At 64.6% G+C, this 20,195-nt stretch carries 19 protein-coding genes; 7 read left to right on the top strand and 12 right to left on the bottom strand.

Going from position 1 to position 20,195, the window contains the following annotated elements; all coding sequences use genetic code 11:
- Positions 1-2: 2 nt before the first annotated feature.
- Together MacB4_RS09640 and MacB4_RS09635 are read right to left on the bottom strand one after the other, a co-directional pair.
- Positions 3-1,391: a TolC family protein gene (locus MacB4_RS09640; protein ID WP_206863621.1), complete on the bottom strand. Its 1,389-nt coding sequence runs from the start codon at positions 1,389-1,391 to the stop codon at positions 3-5.
- Entirely contained in the window at positions 1,385-2,251 is an 867-nt protein-coding gene (locus MacB4_RS09635; protein WP_206863620.1) for a YSC84-related protein, read from the bottom strand. The genes MacB4_RS09640 and MacB4_RS09635 overlap by 7 nt, the downstream gene beginning before the upstream one ends.
- Positions 2,252-2,435: 184 nt before the next feature.
- On the opposite strand from MacB4_RS09635, the gene MacB4_RS09630 reads away from it, so the two are divergent.
- The 3 genes from MacB4_RS09630 to MacB4_RS09620 all read left to right on the top strand — a co-directional run bounded on the left by MacB4_RS09630 (position 2,436) and on the right by MacB4_RS09620 (position 6,865).
- Positions 2,436-3,065: a DUF3365 domain-containing protein gene (locus tag MacB4_RS09630; RefSeq protein WP_206863619.1), complete on the top strand. Its 630-nt coding sequence runs from the start codon at positions 2,436-2,438 to the stop codon at positions 3,063-3,065.
- 31 nt (positions 3,066-3,096) lie between these two features.
- Positions 3,097-4,209, top strand: a complete 1,113-nt coding sequence (locus tag MacB4_RS09625; protein ID WP_206863618.1) for an LptF/LptG family permease — start codon at positions 3,097-3,099, stop codon at positions 4,207-4,209.
- 277 nt (positions 4,210-4,486) lie between these two features.
- Positions 4,487-6,865, top strand: a complete 2,379-nt coding sequence (locus tag MacB4_RS09620; protein WP_206863617.1) for a TonB-dependent siderophore receptor — start codon at positions 4,487-4,489, stop codon at positions 6,863-6,865.
- A 9-nt stretch (positions 6,866-6,874) separates the two neighbouring features.
- Here MacB4_RS09620 and MacB4_RS09615 read toward each other — a convergent pair whose 3' ends face one another.
- Together MacB4_RS09615 and MacB4_RS09610 are read right to left on the bottom strand one after the other, a co-directional pair.
- Positions 6,875-7,759, bottom strand: coding sequence for a vitamin K epoxide reductase family protein (locus MacB4_RS09615; RefSeq protein ID WP_206863616.1), 885 nt, complete (start codon positions 7,757-7,759; stop codon positions 6,875-6,877).
- A 115-nt stretch (positions 7,760-7,874) separates the two neighbouring features.
- Positions 7,875-9,398 (bottom strand): SurA N-terminal domain-containing protein, encoded by a 1,524-nt coding sequence (locus tag MacB4_RS09610; protein ID WP_206863615.1) that lies wholly within the window; start codon positions 9,396-9,398, stop codon positions 7,875-7,877.
- Between the two features lie 220 nt (positions 9,399-9,618).
- On the opposite strand from MacB4_RS09610, the gene lnt reads away from it, so the two are divergent.
- The gene (lnt, locus tag MacB4_RS09605) at positions 9,619-11,268 is read left to right on the top strand and encodes an apolipoprotein N-acyltransferase (RefSeq protein ID WP_206863614.1); all 1,650 of its coding nucleotides are present in this window, start codon (positions 9,619-9,621) and stop codon (positions 11,266-11,268) included.
- A 9-nt stretch (positions 11,269-11,277) separates the two neighbouring features.
- On the opposite strand, the gene MacB4_RS09600 is transcribed toward lnt, so the two are convergent.
- From MacB4_RS09600 to MacB4_RS09565, 8 genes are all read right to left on the bottom strand, one after another.
- Positions 11,278-11,871, bottom strand: coding sequence for a hypothetical protein (locus tag MacB4_RS09600; protein ID WP_206863613.1), 594 nt, complete (start codon positions 11,869-11,871; stop codon positions 11,278-11,280).
- Positions 11,868-13,013, bottom strand: a complete 1,146-nt coding sequence (locus MacB4_RS09595) for an AAA family ATPase (protein ID WP_206863612.1) — start codon at positions 13,011-13,013, stop codon at positions 11,868-11,870. Before MacB4_RS09595 ends, MacB4_RS09600 begins: the two co-directional genes overlap by 4 nt.
- A 178-nt stretch (positions 13,014-13,191) precedes the next feature.
- On the bottom strand, positions 13,192-13,749 hold the full coding sequence (locus MacB4_RS09590; protein ID WP_242529221.1) for a phosphoribosyltransferase: 558 nt from the start codon (positions 13,747-13,749) through the stop codon (positions 13,192-13,194).
- Entirely contained in the window at positions 13,746-14,804 is a 1,059-nt protein-coding gene (ribD, locus tag MacB4_RS09585; RefSeq protein WP_206863610.1) for a bifunctional diaminohydroxyphosphoribosylaminopyrimidine deaminase/5-amino-6-(5-phosphoribosylamino)uracil reductase RibD, read from the bottom strand. The genes MacB4_RS09590 and ribD overlap by 4 nt, the downstream gene beginning before the upstream one ends.
- Positions 14,805-14,814: 10 nt before the next feature.
- On the bottom strand, positions 14,815-15,663 hold the full coding sequence (gene ftsY, locus MacB4_RS09580; protein ID WP_206863609.1) for a signal recognition particle-docking protein FtsY: 849 nt from the start codon (positions 15,661-15,663) through the stop codon (positions 14,815-14,817).
- A complete protein-coding gene (gene nusB, locus MacB4_RS09575) occupies positions 15,660-16,130 on the bottom strand; it encodes a transcription antitermination factor NusB (RefSeq protein ID WP_206865024.1) in 471 nt (156 codons plus the stop codon). Before nusB ends, ftsY begins: the two co-directional genes overlap by 4 nt.
- A gap of 24 nt (positions 16,131-16,154) precedes the next feature.
- Complete coding sequence (gene ribH, locus MacB4_RS09570) at positions 16,155-16,562, bottom strand: 6,7-dimethyl-8-ribityllumazine synthase (protein WP_206863608.1); 408 nt, start codon at positions 16,560-16,562, stop codon at positions 16,155-16,157.
- 77 nt (positions 16,563-16,639) lie between these two features.
- Entirely contained in the window at positions 16,640-17,605 is a 966-nt protein-coding gene (locus MacB4_RS09565; RefSeq protein WP_255551657.1) for an acetyl-CoA carboxylase carboxyltransferase subunit alpha, read from the bottom strand.
- Between the two features lie 176 nt (positions 17,606-17,781).
- On the opposite strand from MacB4_RS09565, the gene MacB4_RS09560 reads away from it, so the two are divergent.
- Genes MacB4_RS09560 through accD form a run of 3 tightly spaced genes read left to right on the top strand, consistent with a single transcriptional unit; the run spans position 17,782 to position 20,178 of the window.
- Complete coding sequence (locus MacB4_RS09560) at positions 17,782-18,630, top strand: CPBP family intramembrane glutamic endopeptidase (protein ID WP_206863606.1); 849 nt, start codon at positions 17,782-17,784, stop codon at positions 18,628-18,630.
- Entirely contained in the window at positions 18,588-19,262 is a 675-nt protein-coding gene (locus MacB4_RS09555; RefSeq protein ID WP_206863605.1) for a ComF family protein, read from the top strand. The genes MacB4_RS09560 and MacB4_RS09555 overlap by 43 nt, the downstream gene beginning before the upstream one ends.
- 25 nt (positions 19,263-19,287) lie before the next feature.
- The gene (accD, locus tag MacB4_RS09550; protein ID WP_206863604.1) at positions 19,288-20,178 is read left to right on the top strand and encodes an acetyl-CoA carboxylase, carboxyltransferase subunit beta; all 891 of its coding nucleotides are present in this window, start codon (positions 19,288-19,290) and stop codon (positions 20,176-20,178) included.
- The last annotated feature ends 17 nt before the right edge of the window (positions 20,179-20,195 follow it).

Here is a 20,195-nt window from a genome sequence, read left to right as displayed (position 1 = left end):
CTTTACGGCTTCTGGAGCAGCTCGTTCAACGCCCGGACATCCTCCATCGTCAAGACCCCGGCCGCTCCCTTCAATTGCACCCGATTGAGAAGATGGCTGTAGAGAGCCACATAGTAGTCCCTCCGCGCGCTGGCATAGTCGCTGATCACGGTCAATAGGTCGACGATCGAGCGGGTTCCGATCTCATAGCCCTTCCGTGTCCCCTCGAGGCTCGTTTTCGCGGACTCGACGGCGGTCACCGAGCTCTGAAGCTGAGGAACGCTGCTCTGCAGGTTCAGGAAGGCCTCCTCCGTATCGAGCCTGACCTGGTCGACGGTATTATCGAGATAGCGTTGACTCGCCCGCGCCTGGGCCTTGGCTTGCTTGACCCGTGCGCCGATCTGGCCATCGAAGAAGGGCATCGAAAGAGTGAGAAAGCCCGCTTGGCTCTGGATGTCGAGCGGTGCGGCGTTCACCCCGAGCGCTGCCGACGATCCCACGATAGAAAGCACGGGCCATTGCGCGCGCCGATTCTGCTCGATCTGCCCGACCGCCGCCGTCAGCAGGGAGCGGGCTTGATGGAGAAGCGGCTGGTTGTCGACCGCGGTTTTCGTCCAGATATCGATCTGGTCCGGTTGCGGCCCAAGCGGCTTGACCGCCCCGACGTCCACGAGCTTTCCCACCGGCGAATGGGTCAGCCGTTCCAAGGCTTTTCGGGCGATCGCAATCGCATTGGTCGCCGTCGTCAAGGACGATAGCGAGGCATCGAATCGGGCCTTCGCTTCCGAGGCGGCGATGACATCGCCCCGGCCCACCGCAAGAAAGGCGCTCGCCTGCTTCCAGACGCTCTCGAACAAATCGCGCTGTTCGACCGCAACCCGCTGGTTGGCTTCGGCCAGGAGGACATTCAGGTAGGCCTGAACGATTCGAAGGATCAACTGTTGCTGCTGATAGAGAACCATCGCATGTTGCGCCTGCGCTTGCGATTTCGCCACCCGCAACGCCGCAATGCTCTGCCCGTCCAGCAGGGGCTGGGTCAGGAGTACCGTGTAATATTCAGCCGTGGTGCCGGTCGCAAGGCTGAAGACGTTCCCAAAGGAGAGGTTGAGGCTCGCTACCCCCGCTCCCCCATAGGCCTGCATCTTGGGTCCGAGCGCCCAGCGGGCCACCGAGACTCCCGCCGCATTGGCAGTAAGGAGGTCCTTCTCCCGCGCCAGGATCGGATCCGTTCTCGCCGCCTGCCGGAAGACCTCGAGCAGATCCTCGGCGCGACAGGGGAGCAAGGCCGAAAAGCCGAGAATGGCGAGAACCTCGCAGATCCACAAGAGCGCCTCCGCAATCGAGAAGCTTGCCGCAAGGCGCCTTCGGCCAAGGCATCCTCGCCCATGCGCGAAAGGCCGTTGCTTCAACATCTGGTCCTGCCCCTCTTTGATTCCTCGTCCGAGGCAGCCCCCCCTGTGCGCCAGATTCCCGGTTTGCGCGAAGATCTTCCCTTCGGGAGGCGAGCTTCCACAATCCCTACTCGCGCGGCAACGGCGCGCTCGGAGCTTCGCCCGGCGCCGTACGGCTCTCCTGGGGTCCGTTTCTCGGCAGCATCACTCCTATACGGCCTCTCCAGCGCTTTGGCAAGGATCCCGGCCTTTGCCGGCGGGCGAGCCTTTCCCGCGAGGATATCCTCCGGGTTGACCTCCCGCCCGTAGTACTCCCGATTGGTCTCCGGGGCTTCGGCGATCACCGTCCCTTCGAGCGACAGCCCTCCGAAGAGCCCCTGGCTGCGGCTATAGGTATAGACAGCCGCAAAAGGAGTGACCGCTCCCTCGGCCGTGCGGCCCACGGGTCCGGCGGCCGCGCTGATGTCCCCTCCGAGGGTCACGTTGCCGCCACGAGCAAATGCCTGGATCGCCTCCGGGGTATTGAGAACGAGCACAAACTCGGTCACCTCGGCACCGATCTGGAAGCCGAACCCGAGGCCGCCCGTAGCGATGGCCGACGGCCCCGACCAACCCTTGCCCGTCCTTGCCACGACCAGGCCCCTTCCGCCCCGGGCGCTGACCAGGAAGCCCGCCTTGATCACCGTCAGAATCGCCAAGCCCTTTGCATCGCGGAAGATCGCCTCGGGAATCTCCTCCTCGGGGAGCGCCTTGAGCCTCCGGATGATCTCGGCCGATTGCACGACGCTATCCTGGAGATCCCAGGCGAAGGAGCGCCCCGGCCCGAAAAGCATCCAAAGCAGGACGAGCATCAGAATGCTGGTTGCGCCTCTCTTCCCCATCCTCCTCTTCCCCCCGCTTCCGGAACGGTCTTTCGATCGTGAGCGTAGCCTCGTTTTTGACTCCCCGGAGCGCCGAAGGCAAGAGCCCGTTGCTTTTCGCATACGGTTCTCCACTCCTTTTTCTTTTCTTGCGCCCCAAAGCGGGGCAAGCTTTCCGCAACCTTTGCCCTCCTCGGGATCGCGTATGAGCCTTCTTCTTCCGGTCCTCCTCGCACTCTTCTTCCTCTTCGGGACCGAGCGATCTTCGGCCCAAGCCAGTGCCCAGCCGCTCGTCCTGCAACCGTCGCTTGAGAAGACCGAGCAGATTCGCGCTATCGCCAGGCCGGTGGCGCAGAAGCTCTTGGCGACAATCCGGGAAGAGCTCACCCGAGCCCTGACGAAAGGGGGACCGGTCGATGCCATTTCGGTCTGCCAGATCCAAGCACCAAAGCTCACGTCCGAGGTGCGCGACCAGGCACGCCCGGCCGGGACGATTTTTTTGCTCAAGCGCACCTCCAACCTTGTGCGCAATCCTGCGGATGCACCCGACCCGGCTGAACGGCAAGCTCTCCAGATCTACCTGGAGGCAGGGTCGCGGCAGGAGTCGCTCCCGCCAGATCTTCTGCAGAAGGTGGTGAGCGAGGGCAAGACGACCTACCGCTACTACCAGCCGATCCGGGTCGCCGCGCTCTGCCTCTCCTGCCACGGGGACCCGGCCTCCCTGTCGCCCGATGTGAGAGCCGTGCTCCGCGAACGCTACCCCCAGGATCAGGCGGTCGGATACAAAGAGGGGGACTTCCGTGGTCTTGTGGTCGTCGGCCTGACCTCGCCCTGATCACCCATCCCTCCTGCGCGATCCCAATCCCGTGAAGATCCTCTCGCGCTACCTCTACTCCTCCTTTCTCAGGCCCCTGCTCTTCTCGATCCTGGGATTCCTTTCGCTCCTGGTCCTGGCCGACCTCTTCGGCTCGCTCGAAGACTTCATTACCAACAAGACCCCGACCGCCATCGTCGTCTCCTACTACACCGCCTTCTTGCCGGCGGCACTGATCATCGTGGCGCCCCCGGCGACCCTCTTCGCCGCCCTCTATTGCCTGATGCAGTTCCAGCGGCACAGCGAGTTCATCGCCATGCAGAGCTGCTCCGTCCCCTTGAGCCGCATCTTCCTTCCCTTCCTGGTCGTAGGCATCGGGCTGACCGCCGCGCTCCTCGCCGTCCAGCTGGGTCCCGGCGGCAACTCCCAGGCCAAGCGGGACCAGATCATGGAGCAGATCAAAGGCAATCGCTCCGTCGTAACCTCGGTTCGAGGGATGATCTTTCGGGAGGAAGCCCAACACCGGATCTGGTACTTTCAGGAGATCAACCTTGCGACGAAGCAGGCACACAACCTCGAGGTCATCGTGCAGAACGCACTCGGGGTCGATCAAAGAAAATACTTTGCCCGCCTGGGGCAATGGAAGGACGGCCACTGGGTCCTGACCGACGTCAATCGTGTCGACTATGACGCGACAGGCAACTTTCGCAGCTCCACCCGGTTTCCTGAGCTGGCACTGCCCGCCTGGGAGACCCCGCCCCAGCGCATGGTGGCCCTCCAGACCAAGCCGCGGGATCTCGATGCCCGCGAGCTCTGGAAGCTGATCGAAAAGCCGGGTCAGCTCTCCCCCAGGACCCTCGCCCCCTACAAGATTCAATTCTACAACCTCTTCGCCGAGCCCTGCTCCGCCTTCGTCCTCCTCCTGCTCGGGCTCTCGGAAGGAGCCCGGCTCAATCGGAGGCACCCGACCGCGGGCGTCTTCCACGCGATCTTCATCCTGATCGCCTTCTTCCTGATCTATCGCTTCTTCCTCATCCTGGGCCAGGGCGCGCGCCTCCCCGCCCCGGTCGCAGTGAGCCTGCCGCTCGTCGGCTTCCTGATCTTTGGCCTCTTCCGCTTAGCCCCGCTCTTCGGCATCGAGCCCCGGCGCCTGCTGGCGACATAGCGTTTCCCCAAGACGCGGGCAGAGGCCGACGCACCGGGAAAGCGTGCCTCCGCGCAATCTTCCATCAAAAATTCGCAAGAGCGCGATAGCGGATTCTCACCTCTTTCTTCTACTCTTGGCCCACATGAGGCCTCACCGGCGGAGCGCAGGACCTTCCTCGCCTCCATCCCGCCGAGGAGGCGGGGGCATTCGCCCCGTCTCCGCCGCGCTCCTTTCACTCCTCCTCCTTTACGAGAGCGCGGGATACGGAGCTCCATTCGAGTCGTCCACGCCCGCCATGGAAACCACGACCACGCTCCCCGAAGTCTCCGTGACGGCGGCACCTCCTCCCGCCTCGGACGTCCTGCCGACCGACAGCTCCTCGGTCTACGGCCTCGACCTCTCGGTCCTCGACACCCCGCGGCAGGTCACCCCGGTCAACCAGACCCTGATGCGCTCCTCGGGCATGACCGCCCAAGGCTACCTCGATCCCTTGAGCACCGCTTTCCTGATCCCGGGTGCCATCAGCGAAAACAGCGGCGGCATGATGGCCGCCCCCTCCGTCCGCGGCATGGCCGCACAGCCCTACATCAATGGCATCCAGTTTACCGCTCTCCAAGCGGGCATGCCCCTGACCCCCTTCAATTGGAACATGGTCGAGTCCGAGGACATCACCGAGGGGCCGGCCACCGCCGTCTTTGGCCAAGAGCAGGCGGCCGGCGGTACGGTCAACTACATCACCAAGCAGCCCTATTTCGACCGCTTCCGCGGGCAGGTGTGGGATACCACGGGCATGTATCAAAACTACATGTGGGGAGCCGACATCGGCGGTCCGATCGACAAGGAGCAGAAGGTCGCCTATCGGCTGAGCTACATGGGCATCGAGAACGGAAGCTACTACCAGCCCGACGTTCATAATGACCAGCAGAATGTCTACCTTGCTCTCGGCGCCCGCCCCACCGACAACTACTCGGTCGACTTCTACTCCGATTTCGGCACCTACGATTTCACGCCAATGATGTCGTGGATGAACCGGCCGACCAGCGCTCTCATCCAAGATGGGCTCTACAACACCGGCTCCCTGCCCCTCTCCCAAGTCCAGATCGGGACGGTCAATAACCCCGGCTTCGCCAGCTATGCGGGGCCCCTGGAGCCGATCAGCCGAAGAATGATCGCCAACAACCCCGAGTCCGAAGGCCGTGCCTACACGGGTTTCCTCCAGCTCGTCCAGCGGCTCCAGCTCGGAGAGGGCCTCCAGCTCCGCAACAACACCTTCGCCTACTACGGGCGCAACGCGGTGGTTGCGCCAGCCTCCTACTATACCGAAGTCGCCATGGGAGATTACGAGATCGACAACCGCACCGAGCTCCTCGCCCAGTTCGCCACCCCGTTGGGCCAATCCGAGGAAAGCAGCTCCCGGGAAAGCAAGCTCCTCGGCAAGCTTCTGCTCCAACACCAGATTGACACCGGCGTCGAGTGGGGATTCGAGCACAACCTCGATTACGAATCCCAAATGTGGTTCGGCAGCGCAAACGCCTGGGATATCCTCCGCACCAACCCCACGAGCTGGAACCTCACCCAGACGGCCTTCTTCCAATCCCTGATCCGCAATCCCCGCGCCCCGGGAGGCGGGGAGTGGCCGATCCCGGGAATGCCCGGCGTCTACTTCGAGCCGCTCAATGGAAGTGCCGGAACGACCGACTCCAACTACTGGACCCTTGCCCCCTTCTATCAGCACGATCTCCAGATCACCGACAAGCTCTCCCTCCTCGTTGGAGCCCGGGCCACCACCTACTTCGTCTCCAGCCAGACCCCACCAGGAACCCCGCCCGAGCTCTTCGTCCAGGCACAAACCATCCAGGAGCTTCCCATGATCAATGCCAGCGCCCTGTACAAGATTTTCCCCTGGTGGACCGCCTACTTCACCTACAACTGGATGTATGTCGCCAACGTGGGCGCGGTCGGAGGATTCAACGTCTACCCGAGCGGCCTCCCCTCCAGCTCCTTCGACCTGCAGGAGCAGCTCTTCGAGGGAGGCTTCAAGTGGAGCCTCCTGAACAACAGGCTCTATGCCTCGCTTGCGGGCTTCTCCCAGCAGATTCCCCTCTTCAACTTCGTCAATGTCTCGCCCACCCCGGCAACCGTTACCGGCCTGGAAGCCAACCTCACCTACCAGCCCGATCGCCACTGGTGGATGCGTGCGGGCTACTTCTTCGCCCGCGGAGTCGAAGATTGGTCCGGCTTGCCCTACGGCCCGCCCATGTCGCAAACCTACTCCACCGCCCTCGCCCTCCAGGCCAACCTCCCGCTCAACAACAATGCCAGCTTCCCTCCCGGCAGCTACCCCTTCATCGGCTGGCCCCAGCAGGTCGTCAACGCCATGGTGACCTACCAGGCCGACTCGGGCTTCGGCGCGACCTTGAGCGCTCTCGTCATGAGCCAGCAGTTCCTCGGCTACAACTACGCAACCGCCATCCCCTGGCAATACCTGATCAATGCCCGCATCTTCTACTCCCAGCCAAAATGGGAAGTCTCCCTCTGGATCTACAACCTGACCAACGAGCCCTACTGGCTCCCCTACGCCATCGGCTCCATGCCCGATCGAACCAACGACTATGGCGGTATCGTGGCCGGCCTCCCCTTCTGGCTCCAAGGCACCTTCGCCTGGAAGTTTTAACCGCCTCTCTCAGGGCCCGATCAGCGGAGCTCCCTTCCCGCCCGGGCGCGGGCGGAAGCCCGTCAGCTCCGCCAAGGTTTCGGGCATCAAGATCCCCTCGTACTTTCGATTGCCGATCGTCCAGGTGGGAAAGGTCCGAACACCCATCTCCTGGCACGGAGCGGCCATCGGACCGCCTCGGCCTTCAGGCGCGCAATCGACGAAGGGAAGGAGCGCCTCGGCCTTCCCGAAGAGCGCGCGCTGCAGCCGGCAATGATTGCACCAAGTCGCTCCGTAGAACTTCGCCCCGCTCTTGGTCAGGTGCGTTGCCAGCGCCTCCAGCCAAGCCAGATCCTCCCCCTCCTGCTGGGCGACCATTGCCGCGCGCGCCGCACCTTCCCTCCGGAGCGATGAGACGTGAAAGAGGGCCACGCCGCCCCCACCAGCCAACAGCACGGCGGGCAGCAGGGCGAACCAGAAGCGGCGATCCGGCTGGGGCCCCGGTGTGAGCAAAAGCAGGACGAACAGGGTCAAAAGGAGTCCCGCCGAGGTCAGGCAGTAGGGGCAGGTCGCCCCAAGCACGAAAAGCGAAACGTAGACGAAGAGAGCGCTCCAGAGCAGCCCGAAGAGGAGGAGAAGGAGGGCGGCTCCTCGCCGGAAAGCCGTCCAACCCGAGAGCGAGAGAGCCGCAAGCGCACCATAGAGGCCCAATCCGTACAAGCTTACCGGCTGCCCGAAAAGCTTCGCCCAGCTGCTGGTCAAGACCGTACCGCAGCCTCCGTCGGCGCTGCAGCCCGGGGGAAGCTTACCCCACCAGGAAAGCGCGGTCAGATAGGCGGTCAGCGCGATTCCACCAATGGAGCCTCCCACAAAGAGGAAGCGAAGGAGCCGTCCCGCCTTTCCCTGCTTTTCCATCGTCGTCAGGAGTTCCCACTTCTGATGCTCGGCTCCGGGCCTGGCCCACTCTGCCGGAGGCGGCCCGTTCGCAAAGAGACACCCCGCCCCAAGGAGCGGAGGCCGCGAACGCGGGTCAAGGTTCCTCCTGACCCATGCTCGCCAAGCTCTTGGGCAACTGGTATCCCGGCTTTCGATTCTCTTCCGTCAGCCACTCCTCCAAAAATTCCTGCTCGCGACTTTCCCGCAGCCCTTCCTCAATCTGGTGCCGGAGCTCCTTGCTTTCCGGGACAGCCGGAAGCTCCCGTGACTCCAGGTAGACAAGAATTCCGCCGCCCGGGACCGGAGTGAACGGGCTGAGGTCCCCAGGATCCAGGAGATGGCTCACGAGCGCGATCTCCGCTCCGTCCCGCAGCTCCTTGGACGGCTCGGCGGGAACGAAATGAGTCAAGCTTTCCGCCGCCAGCTTCCTCTCCCGCACGAGATCCGCAAATGACTTGCCTGCCGCAAGCTCCTTCCGGAGGCTCTGCGCCGTCTCCTTTCCCTGCTCGAGAAGCTTCCCGAACGCAAGCCGCTCGGCCAGCCTCCGTTGCAGGATTTCGCGGATCTCCGCCTGCGGCCGGGATCGGCTCGGCTCCACTTCCGTAAGCACCAGCACCCGAAAGCCCCCGGGCGTTCGGATCGGGTCGCTGATCGGATTCTCCTCGGAAAGGGCGAAGGCGGCCTCGGCGAGGGCGGGCCCCTCTCCCCCGGGCAGATCGGGAGGATTCTCCTCGGAGACCGATCCGATTTCCTGGACGGCAAGCCCCTGCTGCTGCGCCTTTTCCCAAAAGGCCTTCTTCTTGGCCACTTCCCGGCTCACGGTCACCGCAAAATCCTCCGCCCGCTGCAAGAGCTTCTCCTCCGCTTCCTTCTTTTCCTTCTCGGGAAGCTTGCTCTGTTCCGGCGGGAGCGCAAACTCGACGAAGGCGATCTTCCGCTGCTCGGGAATCCGCAGCGAAGGATCCGACCCGTGCAGCCGGAGCTCCGCGTCGACCTGCTCCGGGGTCACCGTGACCGACGGGAGGAACTGCTCCAGCGACAGCCGAACGACCGTCAGCTTGGCCGGGCCGAACTCCGACCGGTAGAGCCTCTCCACCTCTCCCGGTCCCACCTGGATGGGAGCCACAAGCGAAAGCTTGACCTGATCGATGAGGAGGCTCTCCCGAACGATCTCCACGAACCGTTCGCCTTTGATTCCGTGACCGCCGAGAAACCCGTTCACGAACTGGTTGTAGAGCTCCTCGCTATACTGACCGTCCTTTTGCAGGAAGGGGAGCGCCTCGATCGCCCGAACCACCACGTCGTCGGGTACCACGCAGTGGAGCCGCTTCGCCTCCGCCAGGAAGACCAGCCGTCCCCACGCAATTTCGTTCAGGAGGCGATCCATCCCTCCCCGACGAGGCACTCTGCCTCCGGAAAAGAGGGCCAGCTCCATTTCCGCCGCCTGCCGCGAGAGGCGAAACGTTTCCAGGGTAACCCCCTCTCCGGCAATCTTCCCCAGGGCCCCCCCACGCAACCGGCTCAGGGCGGGGACATTATAAAAGAGGAGAAAGGAAAGGCCGATGAGCCCCAGGATGAGCACGAGAAAGCCCGAGTGAGAGCGGAAGAGTTTGAGCATAAAAGTGGTGGCGGTTCCCTTTCGGCAATCGCCGATAGCATAGCGCTCCCGGAAAAAAAAGCCTCGATCGCAAATTTCCCGGCTTTCTCCCCAGCCGTTCCCAGAAGCAGATCCTTGCTCCGCTGGCGCTTCCTCCCGCCGAAGGGGGAAAACCCCTTGTCTTCCTATCGCCAAAGGCGATCAAAGACGATAGAAGGATCGGGAGCCTCCCTTCCCGTCCGTGGACCCGCTTCCCTCCCTTCCCACCTCCTCTTCGCTCCCTTCGGCCCGCACGCGCCGAAGGCGATCCACCCTCCGCGTCACCTCCGCGATCGCCCTCTGCCTCTTCTCGGGGCTCCTCCTCGCGTCCTGCTTTCCTCCTTGGCCATGGTCGGGGCTGGCCTGGGTCGCCCTGCTCCCCGCGATGGCCGCTTCCCGAATCCTCGAGCACTGGCGGGAGCGGGCGGCCGCGGGCTATCTTCTGGGGCTCCTCTTCTTCGGGGCTACCCTCTGGTGGATTGGAAAGGTCACGGTTGCCGGGACGGTCGGGCTCGTCCTCTACCTCTCTCTCTATCCCGGGCTCTGGCTCTCCCTGGCCGGCCGCTGGACCTCGGGCCACGCCCCGTTTCATCCCAAAGAAAACCTCTTGGCCTCCGCCTCCTTGGCTTCGGCCTGGGTCGTCCTCGAATGGATCCGGGGCTGGCTGGGAGGTGGGTTCCCTTGGAATAGCCTGGGCGTTTCCCAGTACCAGACCCTCGTCTTCGCCCAGGCGGCTCGTCTCGGCGGAGGGCTTCTCCTTTCGTGGCTCCTCGTCTTCGGCAACGGGCTTCTCTTCTTCACGGGGCTCCGCTTCCGCGCCGAAATCCGCGGCGAGCAGAAGCGGGCGCTCCATTTCGACCTTGCCGCCGGTCTCCTCCTGCTGACCGGGGTCGCTTCCTACGGCCTTTCCGTCCTCCTTACGACCCCGACGGAAGTCGCCCAGACACTCCGCTACGCCCTGGTCCAACCCGCCGTTCCTCAGAGCGTGGAGCACCCGTTTGATCCCCAGGAAGCGATTACCCGCGAGATCTCCCTCACCGAAACCGCCGACCAGGCAAGGCCCCAATTGATCGTCTGGCCGGAAAGCCCGATCGGCGCCGATCTCCTCTCCACGCCTTCCCTTCGCATCCCCCTCCTCGCCTGGGTGGGCTCCTCCGATTCCTGGCTCCTCCTGGGCACGCCGCGCATCCAGGGTGAGCGGCTCTTCAACGACGCCCTCCTCTTCTCGCCCCGGGGGCAATCGCTCCAGGCCTACGCCAAGAACCGGCTCGTCCCCTTCGGCGAGTTCGTTCCGTTCGGCAACCAGCTCCCGGTCCTCCGGAACCTTGTCCCCTTCGAGCTCGAGTTCTCCCCGGGGGATGCTCCCGTCGTCTTCCCGATGCACGACCCCTCGGTACGGATCGCCCCGCTGATCTGCTTCGAGGACACTTTCCCCGACTATGCTTGCCGCGTCGCCCGCGACAACCCCGACCTCCTGGTGAACATCACCAATGACGGCTGGTTCACCGGGACCCCGGGCGCACGCCAGCATCTGGCCAACGCAGTCCTGCGGACGATCGAGCTCGATCTCCCCCTCCTTCGCTGTGGCAACACCGGGATCACCGCCTTCCTCAATCAAAACGGGGCCGTCGTGGCCTCCCTGCCGGAGGCGAGCGGCAAAGCCGAAGCGGGCGAAGGCGTTCTCCTCGGCGTCGCCCAGTGGCACCGCCCGCGCCCGACCCTCTACCGCCTTGCGGGCGACTGGATCGTCTGGCTTTCCGGAGCCTTCGTTCTTTTAGGAATCGCTTCCCCCTTTGGGAAGAAGAGGAAGAGCCAAACGACACAACAGCCGGATGGGCCTCGAGCCCGGTAGCAAAAGAGATCAGAGTCGCCTCAATCGCTCGATCGTGCGCCGAAGGCTCTCCGAGCGCTGGGCCGCTCGGTCCGGCTGCCAGTGGCGATGAACAAGCTCGATCATACGCGACGGATAGAGCGGTCCGGATTTTCGTCCGCTTCCCACACGGGGGACCATATCCTCCCGGATCTCTCGCTTTCTCGAACCGCCAGCGAGCACCACCAGAGCAGCCTTGGGGTCCGGCAGCGCCTCTGGGTCTGACGGGATCTTGGCCGAAGCGATTCCCAGGAATCGAGAGAGGCCGAGCGCATCGGCCAGCAGCCAGGATTCTACCGCACGCACGGCCACCCGAAAGCACAACTGGGGCTCAGGCTCAGGAAGCCAATGCTTCCGCAACAAGGGAGCGCAATCGGCTTCCTGGTCGAGATCGACGAGCACCATCCAAGGCGTGTGGCGGGCCGCATTGCAGTAGCCGGCGATTCGCTCTCGGAGCTTCGTCTTCCCATATTTGACGTGAACATCGCCCGGAATTGCTCCGACGTGCACGATCAGCTTCTTGACGACGGCCTCATCGACACGGCCCTCAACCGCAGCGGAGATGAGGCTCCCGACTGGCATCATTCAAGATCGAGGCCCAAGGCGAGCTGTTCCGGGTCGCTGGGTCGCGTCTTCGGAAGAGTCGCTTCGGCGAGGTTGCTTCCTCCTTCGAGCAGGGCGGGGATCTCCGAAAATCGGGTCGCCAGCGTTGCCTCGGTACCCTCGGGGGAAGGACGAAGCACGAGCACCTCATCGAGACCGATGCCTTCATCCGAGAGCAAGTCTGGGGAATGGGTGCTCAGGAAGATCTGCCGCCCCGTCTGTCGTTGCACCCGAGCGAACGTTTGCGGCAAGACGCGAACAATTGCCGGATTCAGGGAAAGTTCGGGCTCCTCGAGCAGCAGAGGCCCCCCTTTTTCGAGAATCGCCCAGAGGAGCCCCATCAGCCTCAAGGTCCCATCGGAAAACTGATTCTCCGCTTGCCAAGCCCCCTGCGGCCTCCAGTGCTCATGCTTGCCGCGGAGGTGGGGCGTCCCTTTCGCGTCCCGCTCCATCTTGATCTCGACGAGCTGGGGGACGGCGACCTTGAGAGCTTTCAGGATCTTCCGCAGCCGAGAATTGCGGGTCTTCTCCTGGGTCTTGGCGATCTGCTCAAGAAAATCTCCGCCGAACGGGTCGTTCGTCCTCCCCACCGAGCGGTCGGGCTCCCGCACGAGCTGCGGCACGATGTGCAAGTAGCGGATCGAAGCGAATAATGAGGCGATCTCGCGGAAGGGCTGATTGACGTTGACCTGCTCGAGATAGGTTTGCGTCAGCCGCTCGGCATCCTCCTTGTCCTCGTCGTTGGGGCGGTCGAGGAGCACCTTTCGGTCGCGCTCGACCCGTTCTTTGCGCACGGCGGGACGGCGCTGCTTGTCCTGGTTGAAGGCGAGCTGGTATTCCCAAAGGGCTCCGTCGGAGGCCTGAAGAGATGCCTGGATTTCGACGTCCGGATAGCGGCGGGCGGCCAAGCAGCGGATCGCGCTCACGCCCCCGCGATGGTCGATGGCTACCCGAAAGCCGCCTCCGGGCAGCGCAAGATCCCGAAGGAAGCGAAACGCATCGAGAAAATTCGACTTTCCCGAAGCGTTCGGCCCGACCAGGAAGAGCCGATCCCCGATCTCGACCTCGACTTGGAGGAAGTTCTTCCAGTTCTGCAGCCGCAGCCGACGAAACTTGAGGCTCATCCTTTACCCAACGCTCTCCCTGGAGAGTCCCATACAACATCTCGCTCTGCCTGGCCACAAGCTTTGCCGGGATCGCCCGCGCTCTCCATCCAGCGACCGAGGCAAACGCGAAGCGCAGGCCGAGCTGCGATTGGCGGGCCACGGGCTCAGCGCCCGGCATCCTGCCGAGGCTCTTCTCCTATCCTTCCCGGATCGCGTCCCCTTCCGCCAGCACCCGGATCGAACGCAAGCCCCGGTAGCGCCCATTGTAATCGAGCCCGTAACCGACGACGAACCGGTCCGGAATCTCGAAGCCGATCCAGCGGGGAAGCGGCGTGCCGGGAAGGCGCGGCCTCTGCTTCGAGAGGAGGACGCAATGATCCACGGCGCAAGCACCCAGCTCGCGCAGCCGCCTTTCCACCGCTGACAAGGTGCAGCCGCTATCGAGGATGTCGTCGACCACCAGGACGGTCCGCCCGATGAACTCCCCTCCCTCCGCTTCCACTCCTTCGGGGATTCCCGTGGAGACGGTTCCCCGGTAGCTCTTGACCCGCCAGAATACCACCTCGGTTTCCGGTGGAAGCTCCCGCAAGAGATCGGCCGTGAAGAGAAGGCTCCCGTTGAGGAGCCCCAGCAGAACGAAGGATCCGGCGGAATACGCAGCCCCGATCTCGGTCCCGAGCGTTCTCACCCGCTCGCGGATGACGTCTTCCGAAAGGAGCAGGCCTCCGATTTCCGATTCGCGCTTTTCCCTCACTGGCTCTCCTTCCCGGTAGTTCCCCATCCCGTCTTGCCGCGCGCCGCGTCCACCCCTTCGGAATCCCTCCGAATCCCGCGCAAAAAGAGATCGTCGCCCAACCGGAGGCATTCCCTCAACTGGAAATGCTCGCCCAAGCCCGGGCGCGGCGGATCGACCGAGAGAGCCCCCTCCCCGAGGATCGTCGGGCAGAGAAAGAGGGCCACCTCGTCGATCAAGCCTTCGGCCAGAAGGCTGCCGGCGAGCTTTCCGCCTCCCTCGACCAAGGCCTGCAGGACTCCTCGCCGGCCAAGCTCTTCGAGGACCAGCGGCAGAGGAAAGTTTTGAAAGATCAGGGTTCTTTCCCGGGCGGAGTCGCTCAGCAGGCGGAGGCTTGCGGGCAGCTGGCCGCTTCGGCTGATGACGACCCGCCATGGCTGCCGCTTCCCTTTTCGCCCGGGCACGCGGACGGTCAGCTTCGGATCGTCCCGGCGGGCGGTTTCGGCCCCAATGAGGATCGCGTCCGCCTCCCACCGGAGCCGGTGCGCCATCCGCAATGACGCCGGACTGCTCAACCATCGGCTATCCCCGGGCCGGGTCCCGATCCTTCCGTCCAAGGAGGTCGCACTCTTCTGCACGACCCAAGGCCTGCCGCTGGTGATCCAGCGAACGAAGCCCCGGTTGAGCTCCCGCACCTCCTCCTCGAGCAGGCCCTGGCTCACCTCGATTCCCCGCCCGGAGAGCAGGGAAAGACCCCGTCCCCGGTGGAGGGGATTCGGATCGACCATGCCCACCACGACGCGGGCGATCCCCTCCCGGATGATCCGATCGACGCAGGGTGGAGTCCGCCCCGTCGTGGAACAGGGCTCGAGCGTCACGCAGAGGGTCGCGCCCTTCGGGGCGTTCCCCCGCCGAGCGGCATCCTCGATCGCCTCGACCTCCGCGTGGGGCAGGCCGGCGCCGTGATGAAATCCTTCGCCGAGCACCCTTCCTTCCCGGACCAGGACCGCCCCGACCGCCGGATTGGGGCTGACCCTGCCGAGCCCCCTGCGCGCGAGGGCGATGGCCCTCCGCATCCAACGGAGATCAGCCTCCGAAAAACGTGCTGACATACCGGTCGGGATCGAAGGGCGCAAGGTCCTCGACCTTCTCTCCGGTTCCCACGAAAACCGTCGGGATCCCCAGCTCCTCCTTGACCGCCGCGATCATCCCCCCTTTGGCGGAGCCGTCGAGCTTGGTCACGATCAGCCCCGAAAGCCCGACGGCTCGATGAAACTCGGTTGCCTGCGAGAGCGCATTGGTTCCGACCGTGCCGTCGACCACCAGCCAGACGCGATGCGGGGCCTCGGGGTCCCGCTTGGCGAGCGTGCGCCGGATCTTCCCCGCCTCGAGCATCAGGTTGCTCTTGGTGGCGAGGCGGCCCGCCGTATCGACGATGAGAAGGTGCGCCTTCTCCTCCTCGGCCTGCGCATGCGCCCGGTAGGCGACGCTCGCTGGATCCGCTCCCGGGCTTCCGGCCACGAAAAGAGAGCCGGTCCGCCGCGCCCACGTCTCGAGCTGCTCGACCGCCGCCGCCCGAAACGTATCCGCCGCCGCCAGCATGACCCGCTTGCCCTCCTGTCCGTAGCGGAACGCGAGCTTGGCCGCCGTGGTCGTCTTCCCTCCACCGTTGACTCCCACGAGCAGGATGACCTCGGGCCTCCCCGCGCTCGCCATCTCCGGCTCTTCCGCCGCGAGAATCCGTCGCAGCTCCCCGCGGATCCGTTCCTCCGCTTCCCGCGGCTTCCGCTGAAGCCCCTCATCCTCCAGGAGCCGGGTCAACCTCTCGGTCAGGGCGAGCCCCAGGTCGGCCTCGAGCAGCAGGGCCTCCCAGTCGACCTTCTCGCCTCCCGCCGGCGTAAACCGTTCGACCAGCTTTCGCCAAAAGCTCTTCATCCCTCGCTCTCCCCATCCTGCGCCGCCCGAAGCGGGCGGTTCAGGTCGCGCAGCGCGCGGTCGAGGATCCCGTTGATGAATTTCCCCGATTCCTCGCTGCTCAGCTGCTTCGCTACCTCCACTGCTTCGTTCACCGAGACCACCGGCGGGATCTCGCCGCGATACAGGAGCTCGTAAAGAGCCACCCGGAGGATGCTCCGATCGACAGCCGCCAATCGGCCGAACTGCCAGTTCTCCAGATACCTCTCGATGCGCTCATCGAGGAGGGAGAGATGATCGATCGTACCCAGGATCAGGTCTTCGGCAAAGGGGCGGACCGCTCCGCTCGCGGGGCTCAGCGCCCAAAACTCATCCAGGCTCTTCCGCGAAGGGGCAGGCTGCTGCCGGATCCCCCACTGGTACAAAAATTGCACGGCCCGCACCCGGGCCGTCCTCCGCGGCGAGCTCTTCCCTTTTTTCTCCCCCATTCCGAATCCCACCCTCAAGCCCGGTTAGATCCTCCGGCCGAGCTCGGCCATGGCCAAGGCGGCGCGAGCTCCTTCCCTTCCCCGGGAGAGCTCGCCCGTCGTTCTCTCCCGGGCCTCGGCTTCCGTCTTTACGGAGAGGACCTCGTGAACGACCGGCACGTCCTCCTCGAGGGCAACCCTCATGAGCGCATCGGTTACTGCGCGCAAGATCTCCTGCGCATGCGCGGTCTCTCCCTGCCAGACCACGCCGAAGGCCAGGATCGCGTCGTATTCCCCGGTCCGGGCGAATCGCTGCACCTGGAGCGGGATCTCGAAGCTTCCCGGCACCCGGCAGAGGGTCAGCTCATGCCCGCCGAGCTCCGCCTCTGCCCCCGCAACCAACGCATCGCAATATTCGGGATGGTAGGTGCTGGCTACGATCGCAAAACGCATCTTTCCCTCCAAACGAAGAGACGCCGATGATGGACAGGAAGCCTTTTCCTTCGGCCGTCGGCGTCTATACCGAACGACTATTCGCTCTTTTCTTCCCAGACGCCGTACCGGCGAATCTTCTCGTACCGCTCGCGGAGGAGCAGTTCCCGATCCCGGGTGCAGATCTCCTCGAGCGTGCGCGCCAGCACCGTTTCCAACAGCTGCGCGGCCTTCTCCCAATCCCGATGGCTTCCCCCCTCCGGCTCAGGCACGATCTCGTCGATCAGCCCCATCTGATGGAGATCCTGGGCGGTCAGCCGCAGCGCCTCCGCCGCTTGCGGTGCATGGGCTCGGCTCTCCCAGAGGATCGCCGCGCACCCCTCCGGAGAAATGACCGAGTAATAGGCATTTTCGAGCATGAGGATCCGGTCGGCCACGCCAATCCCGAGGGCTCCGCCGCTTCCTCCTTCGGCCAAGACGACCGCCACGATGGGTACCGGCAGCACCGACATCTCGGCCAAGTTTTCGGCAATCGCCTGACCGATGTGCCTCTCCTCCGCCCCTACCCCCGGGTAGGCTCCGGGCGTGTCGATGAACGCCACGATCGGTAGTCCGAAGGTAGCCGCCAGCCGCATCACGCGAAGCGCCTTGCGATAGCCCTCCGGATGAGGACAGCCGAAGTTGCGGCGCAGGTTCTCCTTGAGATTCCGCCCCTTCTGCTGGCCGACAAACGCCGCCTTTCGCCCGCCGAAGGTGGCCAGGCCCGCGACCATCGCCGGATCGTTGCCGAAGGCGCGGTCTCCCCCGAGCTCAAGGAAACCCGGAGCCAGCCGCTCCAAGAAATCGAGCGTGTACGGCCGCTGGGGGTGTCGCGCGATTTGCACACGCTGCCAAGCGGTCAAGCTGGCGTAGACCGAGCGGCGCGCCTCTCCCAGCTTCCTTTCCAGCGTGGCAACCTCTTCTTCCAGATCGACCGGATTCTCCTTGGCTCGTGCCTTCAGGGTTTCCAGCGTGCGCTCCATCTCCCAAATCGTCTTCTCGAACTCCAGCGGTGTCGTCGTCACCTTTCCTCGAAGCATAGGTGGAGGCAGCGGTGCGCGCAGTAGAAAAAATGCAAAAGGAGAGCCGCTGCCTTTCGTTTGGGCGCACCACTTATCCCTTCCGCCCGGCCGATCGGCTTCAAATTTCCGCCATTCTGCTTGCGGGAGATCCTCCCTTCCCCGAATGCTCACGGTCGTCGATGCCTGCGACCGAGCGCTTTTCCTCTCCGCTTCCCGCCTTCCTCGCCTACCTGGTGGCGATCTTCCTGGCCGCCGCCCTGTTGAGCCCCGCCGTTTATGCACTCCTGAGCCCGGTCTATCCGGCCCCACCCGGACGATACTTCCGGCGTGTCCTCGAGCTTTCGGCCCTTCTCCTGCTCCTCCTCTTCCGGAAGCCCTTGGGCATCCATTCCTGGAGCGACGTTGGCCTCACCCGGCCCGTACTCCGCCCGTTCCTCTGGGGATGCCTGCTCGGCCTCGCTTCCGGACTCGCCTGCCTCTTCCCCCTGCTTCTCCCGGCCTCTTCCGGGCACCAGGTCGGGCTCCGCTGGGACCCGGCTTCCTTGGGAGCCTGGACGGGACGGGGCCTGCTGATCGGCCTCACCGAGGAGCTCCTCTTCCGCGGGATCTTTTTCTCCATCCTGCTGCGCGGCCTCGGCCGTCTGCCCGCGATCCTCGCCAGCTCCCTCCTCTTCTGCCTCGCGCACTACCTGCGCTCCTCCCCGGAGGCCTGGAAAGGATCGCCCACCGCCTTCTCCGGCTGGGAGCTCCTCCAGGCGCACCTGGCGCCCATCCTCTCCTTTTCCTGGATTGACGCCCAGGGCCTTCTCCTTTTCGCCGTCGGAGCGGCTCTCGCCACGGCCTATCTCGTCACCGGCGCTCTTTGGATGCCGGTTGGAATCCATGCCGCCTGGGTTGCCCTCCTCTACGGACTGGCGGCTCGTCCCGGCGGGTCGCCGGGCGGACTGTGGAGCCCCTTGATCCTCACCCTCTTCGGAGTCCTCTTGTGGATCGTCTTTGGACCGCGGCGGCGGGGGCGGGTCGCCTAGCGGAAGAGCTGCTCGCCCTCGTCTTTCCCCCGCGCTCGGAGGAAGGACCGCTCCGGGAGCACCTTCCCCCATTCTGTCGCCGCTGCTCCGCTCCCGGAGCTCTCCTCTGCCCGCGCTGTCGGGAAAGCCCTCCGCCGTTCCTCTGGGCCCGGGCTTCCTACCGCTATTCCGGCGCGGTGAAAGAGGCGGTCCTGGGACTCAAGTACAAGAGGCAGATCGACCGGGTTCCCTGGCTTGCCGACCTGCTCGAAACCGGGTTCCGCACCTATGCGGCGTCCCTCCGCTGGGACGCCCTGGTTCCGGTTCCCCTCCATCCGGTTCGCGAGCGTTCGCGCGGCTTCAATCAAGCCGAGGAGATCGCCCGCGTCCTCGGCAACCGGCAGGGCATTCCCGTCCGCAAGGCGCTGCGCCGGGTCCGCCCGACCTCGGCGCAGGCGGGCCTGCCTGGCATCGAGCGCGCCCGCAACCTTGCGGGGGCGTTCCAACCGCAAAGGAATTTTGACCCGGTGGGGAAACATCTGCTATTGATCGATGACGTAATTACGACGGGAGCGACAGCACGGGAGTGCGCGGCACGACTCTGGGAGAACGGGGCCGGGACGGTGTGCGTCCTGGCCGTCGCGCGATCCTAGCGCTAGCCAAATCCCCCCATTGTTCATGAACAAGAGCCATGATCGCCATCGAGCACCCCGCATCCCCTCCGGGCCCAAGCGTGACATCCCCGAGGGGCTTTGGGAGAAATGCCCGCAGTGCGAGCAGATGCTCTACACCAAGGAGCTGGAACAGCATCAGCGGGTCTGCAAGCACTGCCAGCACCACTTTCCCCTCTCCGCCCGGGAGCGCATCGCCCTCCTGCTCGACCCCGGGAGCTTCGCCGAGGCCGACGCCGCTCTCCTCTCGGTCGACACCCTTCGTTTCCAGGGCGTGCGGAGCTATGCCGACCGCCTCGCCCATTACCAGCAGAAGAGCGGGCTCTCCGATGCGGTGATCTGCGGGATGGGACGCATCGAAGGAAAGCCGATCTCCCTTGCCGTGATGGACTTCCAGTTCCTGGGCGGGAGCATGGGCTCGGTCGTGGGGGAAAAGATCACCCGGGCGATCGAGCGCGGCGCCCGGGAGAAGAAGCCCGTCGTCATCGTCTCGGCCTCCGGGGGCGCCCGGATGTACGAGGGCATGCTGAGCCTCCTCCAAATGGCCAAGACCAGCGCTGCCCTCGTCCGTCTCAAGCGGGCCCGAATGCCCTTTCTCTCGATTCTGACCAACCCCACCATGGCGGGGGTGACGGCGAGCTTTGCCTCTCTGGGAGACATCATCCTGGCCGAACCTCGAGCGATGATCGGCTTTGCGGGAGCCCGGGTCATCCGGGAAACGACCCACCAGGAGCTCCCCAAGGGCTTTCAAACCGCGGAGTTCCTCTATGAGAAGGGGCTCATCGACCAGATCGTCCATCGCCACCGCCTTCGCGCGGTGATCTCGACCCTCCTCGACTACCTGGCGCCGACTCCGGGAGACCGGGAGGAACCCGTGAAGGCGATCCAGGCGGAGTAATTCCCCACCTTCCCCGC

The sequence above is a fragment of the Methylacidimicrobium sp. B4 genome (assembly GCF_017310545.1).
Taxonomy (GTDB): domain Bacteria; phylum Verrucomicrobiota; class Verrucomicrobiia; order Methylacidiphilales; family Methylacidiphilaceae; genus Methylacidimicrobium.
Note: the sequence above shows the minus strand (reverse complement) of the source record. Positions and strands in the feature narration are given on the sequence as shown.